Below are 11,522 nucleotides of genomic sequence, written 5' to 3'. Positions count from 1 at the left end.
GCTTATAAATCCGGTTACAGTATAAGGCAGATTGCAGAAGAAATCATAAGGGAAATAGAGGCACATAAGGAAATCAGGGGGCTGGAAAAGATCAGAATGCTTGAAGATTACGAGCGTGTGAAGGAAGATTTATATATCCGCATTATCAGCACAAAGAGAAAAGTAACGGTAATGGAGCGCGGCATTTACAGAAAAATCGGGGACATTATTCTCGGTGTGTACCTGTGGTTAAATGAAGAGGATGGAAAACTGTGTACAACACTGATAGACAGCAGTTATCTGGAAAAATGGGGGATGCCAAAGGAGAGCGTCCTGGAACAGGCAATGAATAATACCATGAAAATGGCACCGCCAAGATTTTATGACGGTATGCAGCTGAAGCTGTCTGCCCTTACAGGCAAATGCAACGGAACTTCTATAGAAGAATTTTCTCCTACGAAGAACGAGAGGAGATTTGGCTGCTTCCTAAGCACGGATAAAAAAACGAATGGTGCGACGGCTGTGTTCTATCCAGGGGTAGCAAGAAAGATATGTGAGGCGTATGGCACAGAAGCTGTTTATATTGTACCAACCAGTATCCATGAAGTAGCAATACACGACATCAGATACACGGAGGATGTGGAGATGCTGTCAAAGTGTCTGGAAGCTGTAACGGAGGACTCAACGCCAGAGGATGAAGTGGCAAGCAGTCATATTTTTATGTATGAGCTGAAAACAGATAAGATTACCGAGGTAATGTGATGGAATACGGTTATGCAAGAGTCAGTTCTACAGAGCAGAACCTTGACCGCCAGGTTCTTGCCCTGCAGGAATATGTAAAGCCAGAGAACATTGTAATGGACCGGCAGTCCGGGAAAAACTTAGACCGTCCTGGCTATAATGCCTTAAAAGGAATATTTGGTCTGCGCCCAGGGGATGTTTTATACATAGTGAGCCTGGACCGTCTCAGCAGGAACAAGGAAGACATTAAGAATGAGATCGCCTGGTTCAAGGCGTATAAGGTAAGGCTGATGATCTTAGACCTCCCAAGTTCCATGGTGCAGGTACCGGAGAATCAGGAATGGATTATTGACATGATACAGAATATCCTTATAGAAGTACTGGCTTCCATGGCAGAGCAGGAGCGACTGATGATCCGCAAGCGGCAGAGGGAAGGAATCGAAGCCGCAAAGAAGAAAGGCAGGCACCTGGGACGTCCTTATCTGAAAGTGCCCGATAATTTTGAAGAGGTGTATGCCGAGTGGAAGTCTGGGGTAATCACAGCCAGGGCTGCACAGAAGAAACTGGGAATGTCCAGTGCGAGTTTCTACCGTCTGGTGAAAAAGCAGCAAGCGGATGAATCAAAAGGTGTGTGATTTTTGTTACATGTATCAAATGCAGAAACTAAGATTTTGAGAGACCAGATAAGGGGGCTTATCTGGTCTCTAATAAGGTAGAGGTTGTGAAAATGTCCTCTTTTGAAAAAAATCGAAGAAAAAGTTGAATTATAAGGTTATTTTTAGAAAAATTATAATTTTTTTTCTAAAAGAGGGCAACTCTGATTCCTAATCATGAAAGAGGCTGAAGATCTCCTGAGCCCGTTTATATTGGAAATTATATACTTCAATCTCAGCAGGAGCTTTGGGTTCGTCCGCCTTTTGGAATGAAATATAAGAAAATGGATAAAAGCCTTTGGAAGCTTCTACAGAAGATTCCATGGGACGGAGTAGAAATCCACGTAACAATGAGCTGTTGAATGTAGTATTTGCGGCATTCAAAAAATGATCAGAGTAAAAAGCCTGATCTGTCGATGATGAATTTTTTGAATCATGGATGATTGTATCCTGCTTTGCAATATATAACGTTTCAATATCGTGAACCAAGTGATTCCAATAGAAATCTGGGTTATTAATAGGGGAAGCTTTTCCACAATAACCTAAAATGTCTTCATGACTTAAATGCGTAAAATCAGCTGTAAGAAGACGAAGGTGTTTCTCGATATATGTTTTAAAATAAGTAGTCGTTTTTTTCGGCATAAAATCTGGAATAAGATGTTGAAGAGTTGTTTTCCAGAGTGCTGAAAATATAGGAAGAACCATTTGGTTAAGTGTTTGAAAAAACTGCTCTAATAATGCTTTACCTTTTAAACTTTTCTGTATGTCATTTAAAACTTTGCTAGGACCGGAAAGTGCCATCATTGTTTGTGGAGTGTACTGTAAATATTTTGTTTCCAGGGTATTATTGTCTTTGAGTGCTTCTAGTGCATAATGCAGAAAAAAGTGTCTGGAATATACTAACGGACATAGGGCTAAGTTTTCCAGCAAGTTATTGAAGTCAGTTCCAGCAAATTTTGAAGGAACGGATTCTAAATCTGTTTTAGATCCATCTATTTCTGAACTAATGTCCATAATATACGAGAAAGTAGAAAATCCAAAATAGCGTTCATTTAATGTCTGAAAGAGATATGTGTCAGCGGCTGAAGAAAATTTTGCTTTTTTTTCAGCTTGTGAAAGATCATTATATAACCGTTTATAAAGGGAAAGTGTAGTTCGGGTAGCACTTTTGGTATTTAAAGACAGATTGTGGCTTAGGGCACTAACTGCATTTTCGTTAAAATATGTGTAAAGTGGAAATTTATAAATCCAAGGAACATATATTTCAGAGTTGGTTGAGGGTACAATTTTTTTACAGTCGTTAAAAACAAAATGAATGAAATCTTGTTTATCCTTATCTTTTACATTGTTCTTGTGGTAGCGCCAATTTTGGCGGCGATCGTCTGCAGGATATGAATTTTTTGTCGTGGATTTTTTATAATTTTGATTGGAGAAGAAACCAGAATTAAAATAGTCTTTATATTTCAGCGATAAAGGGGAATAACGCTGTGAATCATTATAAAAATAATCCTGCTCAAGATAGTGTAAGAAGCCTTCTGAAATACAGTAATTATAGAGTGAGAGTTTGAGAAGTGCAGCTAATGCAGAAAGTAACCAATAAAAATCTTCATTTTTCTCTTGGTCAGCTGTTGGTTCTCCGAAAAAGGAATCAAAGAATCCACTTGTCGGAATAAATTTTACATATTGATAGGCATAAGTATATACATGGTCAAAGAGTGTATGGAAAAAATGTTCAATATTCTCAGAATCAGTATCTAATTCTACTATTCCCTTTTGTTCTAATTCTGCGTGTACGTCAGAAGCTACGGCTTGTGGATCAAGAAGATAGAAGTACTTTAGAATATATTCTTGTTCCAATAATGATTTAGCACTAAATAAATCTAAATTCATATTATCATCTCCTTCAAAAATATTTTACATTTATTAGAATTATACAATATAAATTGATAAAAGTAAAATAAAATCACATTAATAAACCGTATTTATCTAGCTTTTTATTTTACAAAAATGAAATTATAATAAGAGTATAAATTAAAAGGAGGAAGTTAATATGAGCTATCAGAATTTTCCAAGAAACCAGATGGGAAACGATCCGTTATTGAGAGGTAACAAACCAGTTGCTACGATAGACACATTTATTGATACTTCTATGCAAGGCACTCAACAAGTTTTGCAAACAGTAAATTCCATACGGAGAGACGTAAATAAGGCACTTTATGATAATAACAGGTGCATAGAGAGTATGTCGAAGAGGAATAAGAAACTGATTGGAAAACCAAGTATAAGGATGGATGGAAATGGTCAGTATAGCATTGCTCAAATGTATGAGGACTATTCTTTTTGTGGGTCTCCACTCTTGGGCAACGTAAGCGGTGAGTGCTATGTATATCGGCTTAGTTTTCCAAAGTTATGTAGAAATCCGAGAAAGTATGTAATGCTTGCATTTAAGAATGGCGGGAAGCTGATTATATGTGATAAAGAAAAAGTAACTGGAACAAATCTGTATACATGGTTTTTGGAGGCCGAGATTGAGTTTTACCAAGGTATTAAAGGCAAGTTGGTTAATGAGGCTCTTTTTGATTACTTTGCTCCAAAAATCGCAAACGCTAGGAACATCGCGCAAATTGATGTAATGGCGGGATGGGCGCAAAGTCAATGGAGATATGCTGAAACGCTACAGACAGTTATACCTAAAGGTATGCCGCCATTGCCGATTCTTGATAAACACTTTTCAACAGAATATCGTGGAAAGGAACTACTGGAGAAGTTCCTGAAGGGAATTGGCAGCATAGAAAGTAAGCATTACCGAGTTATGATGTTGGAGACATTGGTTAGCGGTGTATTGGCAAGTCTTTTTCAAGAAGTGGGGATTTATAGTAATTACTTTTTGAACTTTGTACTAGTCGGCAGACTAGACAAAGAACTGTTCTGCCGGTTGTATCAGGTGTTCAACAGAGGAACCTGGGAAATCCAGGAAGCAGATGTTAGATCAAAGCTAATTTCAGATTATGTTCGTACAATAAATGATGAGGTGCTGATAGTACATGTACCAAGTGACAAGGATCCTCATAGTCGGAAGAACATAGAACGGAATCTGGGAGATATTGTGAATAAAATATGTGAAAGAGACTGTTCATCCTTGAACATTTCTTGGAAGGTAAATGGGACGCTGGTAGTGCTGAATGAGTATGTATCAGACATGGACAGCGCGATCAATATTATTGCAGACAAACATACTCTTACATCAGAACTTATAGACATGCTAAGAGGAAATGCAGTTGACGCATTCCTGTATGAGCTAGTGACATATGTAGAAGCACATATGGCTGAGGTAAGGGCTGTTATAAAGAAGTGGTCGATCAACCAGGACGGCAATATGAGCCTAGTGCTTCTGAAAGCAATCTGGGAAATCCTGTCAGAGTTCGCAAGAGATAGGGGGATTGATCTTGCAACTGTTGGGGGAATACCTGGAAGTCCGGATTGGGAAGTTATGTGGCACAGCTTAACTGATCGACAGGAAATGGGCGAAAGGATGGTAAAGGCTGTGAGAAGATCAATGAGTGAGTTATACGTCAAAGAGAAGTGTTACGGTTGTAGATATGTGAAGAATGGTTGTTACTATGACCAAGAATACTTCTGGATTCCGGTTAAGGTGTTCAAGGAAATAATGAAAACCAACCGCATTCCATCCAATAAGTATCGGGAGACACTTGTAAAATGGAAACAGCAGGAACTTCTATTACCAGATGAGAGTGGGGTGACATACAAACTACGTGTGGATGGAGTAGCTATACAAACTTATCGGTTTAGAAAGGCATTATTCGACCTGCCGCTTTTTATTCCGATTGAAGGACTCGGAAAAGGTGAAGAGGATGAAAGTGCTGAAAGTGAAAAGCATATGTGTGTAGTTCGTCATCCGCAAAACAGTGCGAACTATAAAAAATGATATCCAAAGTGCGTTCACTAGAAAGGAGACTGCAATACAATGTTGAGAGATTTGGAAGGAAACGTAATTGAACTGAAAGACACTCCGATAGCTTCAAACAATCACAGACTGATTCTTGGAAAATCTGGATACGGTAAAACCTGGTGCTGCTATCGGATGGTTGAAGAGGCAGTAGAACAGAAGAAAAAGTGTGTGATTTTTGACTATTCTGGAAGTTATACCACGGAAGAGCAGGAAAGAAGCAAGTTTGCCTACAAGGATCGAACTTATGTGTTTGATGGAACCCAGTCTGGAATTACATACTGGTATACAGGTAAGAATGTCTATTCTGCTTTTGAAGAGGCATTAATAAAGGCGCTCCCACTCAGGGGGCACCGACAGCAGGAACTTCTGCATAAAGTGATGGAACTCCTAAAGGAACAAGAGAAGGAGCTTACGTTTGCTTCGGCAATATCGGTTCTGGATGGGTATGTGCAAGGTTTGACGGATGACGAGAGCAAGGAACGTGGTGAGAAGCTGTTAGATATCATTGGACAATACGAAAAAATTGATATCATCTTTCGCAAGAAGATGCCAGAGGCGGACGCAGAGCTGGAAGATAACAAACTTGTTACTATAATGCAGTTTACTGAACTTGAAGGTGGCACCAAAAAGTTTTTGACGGAATTTATGTCAGAGTTGCTGTGGCAGAGTGTGAAAGATGGAGCTAACAGTGCAGATTACATCTTGTATGATGAGTTTCAGAATGTTGCCCTTGGCAAGGGAAGTACACTTGGAGCAATGCTACGCGAGGGTCGTAAATATGGATTGGGTGTATGGCTGGCAACTCAGATCCTCTCAAATTATGAGCCAGAACAGATTGATACGTTACAGCAGGTAGACACAATGTTGCTGTTTCATCCCTCTGAGCGAAGTATGAAGGGCATTGCACAGCTTGTAGATTGTGAAGCCTGGAAAGTCTGGCGCAGGGCATTAACTAATCTACCCAAAGGACAGGCCATCTTAAAAGGAAAGTACAGTGTTAATCACAATTCAAAAGTTTTGTATACACCGATCATATGTGTGGTGGATTCAAAGTCCACTAATTGAAAACTTGTAAACTGGATGAAAGAGAGGAGAACCTACCTATGAAAAATGAAGTTGATATTTCCAAGAAATGTTTGCTGACACTGGAAGAAGCTGCTGGTTATACAGGCATTGGAGTGAACAAGTTGCGAGATATGAGTAATGACGAGCGGTGCACCTGGGTTCTTTGGAACGGTGCGCGCAGGATGATTAAGCGAACCAAGCTGGAAGCCTATCTGGATTCAGCATATTCAATCTAAAGAGAAATCCACTGGAACTGTAGGTACTGTTGTCCTACAGTTCCGTCTATGAAAGGGGAAATTTTATATGGCAAAAAGATATGATTCAAGACATCGTTTACTTCGTACTGGCGAATCTGAGAGGGCAGATGGATACTATACATATCGTTGGACGTCAAGATCAGGAAAGAGAAATTCGGTAACTGCGGGTACGCTGGAAGAGCTTCGCGAGAAAGAAGATGAAATTCAGAGAGATGTGTCTGATGGAATCCGTGCCGACGCGAAGAATGTGACACTTAATTCACTGTACGATTTATGGAAAGAACTGAAGGTAAATCTCAAGCATAATACGTTTTCAAATTACTGCTATATGTATGACCAGTTTGTTGCTGATAACATTGGAATGCTGCCGGTTACAAAGCTGAAACGTTCTGATATAAAGGCATTTTATAACATGCTAGCAGATACAAGGGGCCTGAAGATTGCGACAATAGATAATATTCATACAGTGATACATCAGATTCTGCAGCTTGCTGTTGAAGACAATTACATAAGAAGAAATATTTCAGATAATTTGCTGAAAGAATTAAAAAGTTCTCATCATTATGAGGATTCACATAGACGCGCTTTGACATTACCAGAGCAGGAGCTGTTTATGGAATTTTTGTCCAAAGAGAACTCACAGTATTATCATTGGCTTCCTATTTTTACAGTTATGCTGGGAACTGGAATGCGTGTAGGTGAAATTACCGGGTTACGTTGGAATGATATCGACTTAAAGTCTGGAATGATAGACGTGAACCATACGCTGGTTTATTATAAACATAGGGATGAGAACGGCTGTTATTTCGATATTCATTCTCCGAAGACCAAAGCTGGAGTGCGTCAGATCCCTATGACGGAGGAAGTAAAGAATGCGTTCCTGTTAGAGAAAAAAATGCAGAATCTGGCAGGAATACAGTCCAAAGTAACTATTGACGGGTACCACAACTTCATTTTTGTAAACCGCTTTGGTAATGTGCAGAATCAGGGAACCCTAAATAGGGCTTTACGGCGTATTATAAGAGACTGTAATGACAAACAGCTCCTGAAAGAAAAAAAGAATCCCGTGTTACTTCCAAACTTCTCCTGCCACTCACTCAGACATACGTTTATAACACGCTTGGTAGAAGCAGGAGTAAATATTAAAGTGATACAGAACCTGTGTGGTCATAGCAGAAGTGATGTGACACTTGATATATATACGACAGTAACAAAAGAATTAAAACAGGCAGAGTTTGATGATTTCCAGAAAAAACTGAAAGAAAAGAAGCAGGAATGGAAAAACAGACAGGAAAAGGATGCGTGATTCTCTTCTGGCGTTGTCGAAAAAATCTTATTGCATAAGCAGTGGTAGTAAGATTATAATAAATGTAAAGGGAACAAAAGATAAGCTATGGAGCTATAGACTATAACAAGTGAATGAAACATTGGATAATTTGAAAGGAGGAATTGTCGATGGGAGCAACAGCAACAGTGAGAAAATCAGATTTTATAGATGCAATGGAAGAGAACCAGAAAGATGTCCGTAAGATGGTAATGGACAGTTACCATGATATTGAAAAAGGAAAAGGAAGAGATTACAAAGAGTTTTTTGCAGAATTAGAAAGCAGGTACAGGAATGCAAATGCATAAAGTTATGATGCTTCCTATGGCAGAGGAAGATATCATGAATAATACGGATTATATTGCGTTCGAGAAAAAAGCACCTGAAACAGCGTTAGAATTGGCAATGGGTTTTCGTAACACCATTGCCAAACTTGAGTTTATGCCTAAACAGCATGAATTGGATGAGGATGAAGAATTAGCGGCGCGAGAAATCCAGAAGTGCTATTATAAAAACTATAAGATATATTTCTTTATAGATGAAAGAGTTAGAACAGTATACGTGCTGAGAGTCTTACATATGCTGGTGAATGCAAAACCATTGTTACTGAATATGAGGTTCTGATTTTTGTACCAATCATGTACCAATTTTGTACCAATCTGTAAAAAATATCGTAGGGATATAAAGATTCATAGCCCAGACAAATCTCAAAAGTACAGAAAAACAGGCATTTGTAGGATATAGCAGGGATATATAAAGAGATGTTCTGACAATTAAACCCATGAAATAGAGCCATTATCCAGACGTTATGGAATGAAAGTGTGGCAATCATATCTGGAAAATAAAACCAGTGGCGCAATGAGAATGTACTGGGTTTACGGTCCAGATCAGAAAGATATTACAATTATCGGTTTGGAGCCACACTCAGAAGATAAGAAAATGGTGCATACGACCGAATTTCACTGTCAGATTTGTAGAATAAAACTGAATATGGAATTTTAACTGAGCAGCTATTCTATAAATAATAGGGTGGCTGCTTTTATTCCTTGTTAAGAAGGGATTGGTTTGTCGAAAAAATCTCGTTGCGTATTTATGGACAATGAGCTTATAATGAATGTGTAGAAAAATTGGCAGAAATATTTTCATAAAAATGGGAGTTGTAGGAAATGAGCGTGCAGACAGATTGTGAAATGTTATCTGTTCAGGCAATGGAAGCATATGCCCGAAAATACCATATTTCAGGAACTGATGTAGTCAAGTTATTTCATGAAAACCAGGTATTTGAGAAAATGCTGATTCAGCATGAATGCCTCCATCAGGTAAGTTTTGAGGAAGTGTTGGAGTTTGTAGAGAAAATTGTTATGGAAGGTTCAAAAGAACTGGTGGTTTATCATGGAAGCTGCTATGAATTTGACAAGATAGATCTTAATAAATCCCATAACAGAAGAGATTTTGGAAAAGGCTTTTATACTACTATTTTACAATCTCAGTCAAAAGAATGGGGATATAGGCTTTCATTAAGAGAAAAAAAGAAGAAGTATTTCGTTTATGAATACTTATTTGAAGAAAATTCTGTATTAAATGTGAAAAGATTTGATACCTTGAGTGAAGAATGGCTGGAATTTATTAAAGAAAATAGAAGTAAAGGTGGATTGCAGCATAATTATGATGTCGTAATTGGACCAGTTGCAGATGATAATACAATGGAGACTGTCCAGTTGTATATAGCAAATATCTTAACGGCATCAGAAGCTGTAGAAAGGCTGCGATATAATAAAGTGAATAATCAGGTATCATTTCACACAGAGAAAGCATTACAGTATTTGCAGTTAGTAAGGAGGGAGTCTTATGCCAGAAATGATATATAGTTTTAATGGAAAAGATATCACTATGAATGTATGTATACAAATTAGGGATGTATTAAAATTGTTGCAACAACATTATCATATCGGTTTTGAAGAAGCCGCCCTGAAATTTTATCAGTCAGAAACGTATAAGACACTACAAGAAACAGAAAATGGATTATGGGCAGAGTCTGCAGAATATATAGCTGACAGATATTATGAGGAAGCCGAACGCGATCCTGTTGCTTTGTAGGAAAATTACTGACAGATATGGAGTTGAAAAATGTTAAGTATTTATTTTGGGGATATGCCAGAGGCGATATACCATCCTCCGACATACTTTGATAATACGTATGAAGATGAATGGCTAACGAATCCTTTGTCAGTGAAAATGATTGCTGATGTAGACAAATCCACGGTAATAGGAACTCATCTGATAGAGAGCCCTGTTTTGGGACCGATATCGCCCAAGGAACTGTCAGGGAGCGTAAAAACGTTAATACTGATGGCATTTGATGAAAATGGTCGAGTGTTTAACGCCTCTGTATGTGGAGATAGCTGTTCAAAATGGATATTGCAGATTGCGGAAAATAAGGATTTGACAATTAATCTTCTTCATATTATGGACTTTGGAAGGGAAAACTTTGAAGCAAAAATAGTAAATACAGGACAGCTTGTTCATAATATGCAGGAATTTTTGGATGTTGCAGTAGAGTACGTTTAGAAAAGATAGACATAGAAAAATAAGCAGTTCAGAATGTAAAAACTGAATGCTTCCAGCTGGTTTTGCTGGCACAATCTTTGTACCAATCTTGTACCAATTTTGTACCAATCGGTACAAAAAATAGTAGAAAAACGTAGATTTCCGTGGAATCACGAAATGCGAAAAAGCCCGAAAAATAGGCATTTGTGGGACATTGGAGAGATGGATTAAGGGACATCCTGATTTTCCCGACGATGAAGTCCTTAGATGGTGTAAATAAGAAAAATGATGTAAATAATACAGCTTCTGAAGCACCTGAAAAAAATGTAAAAACTGAGTCTGAAAAGATTGATTTTTCTAAAGTAAAGATTGAGCCTTTGTTTGAGGAAATGGTAGACTTTGATACATTCAGCAAGTCAGATTTCCGTGCAGTAAAGGTTAAAGAGTGTGTTGCAGTACCGAAGTCAAAGAAACTGTTACAGTTTACTCTTGATGACGGAACAGGCACAGACAGAACCATTTTAAGCGGTATTCATAGCTTTTATGAGCCGGAGGAACTGGTTGGAAAGACTCTTATCGCTATCACAAATCTTCCACCGAGAGCGATGATGGGCATTGACTCTTGCGGTATGCTCCTCAGTGCTATTCATGAAGAAGAAGGCGAAGAAAAGCTTCATCTTCTGATGGTAGATGACCACATTCCGGCAGGTGCAAAGCTCTATTAAGATGATGTAAAGATGTACCGTTTTACCGAATAGACGGGACGTACTTCATTTGATAAAAAACTGAAAAAACAGCGATTTACATCAAACTTACATCAATTGATGCAGAAATCGGTGCAAGCAAGAAAAAATCGCATAATTAGTGCATTGAGTGGGCAATTCCAATCGGAGTTGCCCATTTTTAAAACAAACAGAAATACAAATCGGAGTTGTGCGCCCAGACAAGGGCGAGTAGTCTAGCAGGTGGAACGCCTGTCTGGTAAG

The 11,522-nt window shown here is 38.4% G+C and carries 12 protein-coding genes and 1 pseudogene; 12 read left to right on the top strand and 1 reads right to left on the bottom strand.

The window, feature by feature from the left end:
- The coding region (locus tag G5B11_RS17460; protein WP_173729213.1) for a DUF5688 family protein at window positions 1-741 on the top strand (741 nt) is incomplete at its 5' end.
- Window positions 741-1,355 carry a recombinase family protein gene (locus tag G5B11_RS17455; RefSeq protein ID WP_173729212.1) on the top strand — a complete coding sequence of 205 codons (615 nt, stop codon included), beginning with the start codon at window positions 741-743 and terminating at the stop codon, window positions 1,353-1,355. The genes G5B11_RS17460 and G5B11_RS17455, both read left to right, overlap by 1 nt.
- 189 nt (window positions 1,356-1,544) lie before the next feature.
- Here the strand turns inward: G5B11_RS17455 and G5B11_RS17450 are convergent, their stop codons facing one another.
- On the bottom strand, window positions 1,545-3,263 hold the full coding sequence (locus tag G5B11_RS17450) for a hypothetical protein (RefSeq protein ID WP_173729211.1): 1,719 nt from the start codon (window positions 3,261-3,263) through the stop codon (window positions 1,545-1,547).
- 160 nt (window positions 3,264-3,423) lie between these two features.
- Here G5B11_RS17450 and G5B11_RS17445 point away from each other — a divergent pair, with 160 nt between their 5' ends.
- The 10 genes and pseudogenes from G5B11_RS17445 to G5B11_RS17400 all read left to right on the top strand — a co-directional run.
- A complete protein-coding gene (locus tag G5B11_RS17445; RefSeq protein WP_173729210.1) occupies window positions 3,424-5,319 on the top strand; it encodes a hypothetical protein in 1,896 nt (631 codons plus the stop codon).
- 39 nt (window positions 5,320-5,358) lie between these two features.
- Window positions 5,359-6,408, top strand: a complete 1,050-nt coding sequence (locus tag G5B11_RS17440) for an ATP-binding protein (RefSeq protein ID WP_173729209.1) — start codon at window positions 5,359-5,361, stop codon at window positions 6,406-6,408.
- 38 nt (window positions 6,409-6,446) lie between these two features.
- Window positions 6,447-6,644 carry an excisionase gene (locus G5B11_RS17435; RefSeq protein ID WP_173729208.1) on the top strand — a complete coding sequence of 66 codons (198 nt, stop codon included), beginning with the start codon at window positions 6,447-6,449 and terminating at the stop codon, window positions 6,642-6,644.
- Between the two features lie 67 nt (window positions 6,645-6,711).
- Entirely contained in the window at window positions 6,712-7,971 is a 1,260-nt protein-coding gene (locus tag G5B11_RS17430) for a site-specific integrase (protein ID WP_173729207.1), read from the top strand.
- Window positions 7,972-8,120: 149 nt separating this feature from the next.
- The gene (locus G5B11_RS17425) at window positions 8,121-8,297 is read left to right on the top strand and encodes a hypothetical protein (protein WP_173729202.1); all 177 of its coding nucleotides are present in this window, start codon (window positions 8,121-8,123) and stop codon (window positions 8,295-8,297) included.
- Window positions 8,284-8,613 (top strand): type II toxin-antitoxin system RelE/ParE family toxin, encoded by a 330-nt coding sequence (locus tag G5B11_RS17420; RefSeq protein WP_173729206.1) that lies wholly within the window; start codon window positions 8,284-8,286, stop codon window positions 8,611-8,613. The genes G5B11_RS17425 and G5B11_RS17420 overlap by 14 nt, the downstream gene beginning before the upstream one ends.
- Window positions 8,614-9,155: 542 nt before the next feature.
- A complete protein-coding gene (locus G5B11_RS17415) occupies window positions 9,156-9,857 on the top strand; it encodes a DUF3990 domain-containing protein (protein WP_173729205.1) in 702 nt (233 codons plus the stop codon).
- A complete protein-coding gene (locus tag G5B11_RS17410) occupies window positions 9,838-10,086 on the top strand; it encodes a hypothetical protein (protein WP_173729204.1) in 249 nt (82 codons plus the stop codon). The genes G5B11_RS17415 and G5B11_RS17410 overlap by 20 nt, the downstream gene beginning before the upstream one ends.
- Before the next feature lie 30 nt (window positions 10,087-10,116).
- Entirely contained in the window at window positions 10,117-10,557 is a 441-nt protein-coding gene (locus G5B11_RS17405) for a DUF4869 domain-containing protein (RefSeq protein ID WP_173729203.1), read from the top strand.
- Between the two features lie 206 nt (window positions 10,558-10,763).
- Window positions 10,764-11,261, top strand: a pseudogene (locus tag G5B11_RS17400) (lysine--tRNA ligase); the annotation flags it as partial.
- Window positions 11,262-11,522: the final 261 nt, after the last annotated feature.

Source organism: Blautia glucerasea, assembly GCF_013304385.1.
Lineage (GTDB): Bacteria > Bacillota > Clostridia > Lachnospirales > Lachnospiraceae > Blautia_A > Blautia_A ammoniilytica.
The sequence above is the reverse complement of the archived record's forward strand: the minus strand, read 5'-3'. Positions and strand labels throughout refer to the sequence as shown.

Coding starts and splice junctions, on each gene's coding strand:
- G5B11_RS17455 (WP_173729212.1), top strand. CDS start 741: ATGGAATACGGTTATGCAAGAGTCAGTTCTACAGAGCAGAACCTTGAC.
- G5B11_RS17440 (WP_173729209.1), top strand. CDS start 5,359: ATGTTGAGAGATTTGGAAGGAAACGTAATTGAACTGAAAGACACTCCG.
- G5B11_RS17410 (WP_173729204.1), top strand. CDS start 9,838: ATGCCAGAAATGATATATAGTTTTAATGGAAAAGATATCACTATGAAT.
- G5B11_RS17405 (WP_173729203.1), top strand. CDS start 10,117: ATGTTAAGTATTTATTTTGGGGATATGCCAGAGGCGATATACCATCCT.
- G5B11_RS17415 (WP_173729205.1), top strand. CDS start 9,156: ATGAGCGTGCAGACAGATTGTGAAATGTTATCTGTTCAGGCAATGGAA.
- G5B11_RS17430 (WP_173729207.1), top strand. CDS start 6,712: ATGGCAAAAAGATATGATTCAAGACATCGTTTACTTCGTACTGGCGAA.
- G5B11_RS17450 (WP_173729211.1), bottom strand. CDS start 3,263: ATGAATTTAGATTTATTTAGTGCTAAATCATTATTGGAACAAGAATAT.
- G5B11_RS17425 (WP_173729202.1), top strand. CDS start 8,121: ATGGGAGCAACAGCAACAGTGAGAAAATCAGATTTTATAGATGCAATG.
- G5B11_RS17435 (WP_173729208.1), top strand. CDS start 6,447: ATGAAAAATGAAGTTGATATTTCCAAGAAATGTTTGCTGACACTGGAA.
- G5B11_RS17420 (WP_173729206.1), top strand. CDS start 8,284: ATGCAAATGCATAAAGTTATGATGCTTCCTATGGCAGAGGAAGATATC.
- G5B11_RS17445 (WP_173729210.1), top strand. CDS start 3,424: ATGAGCTATCAGAATTTTCCAAGAAACCAGATGGGAAACGATCCGTTA.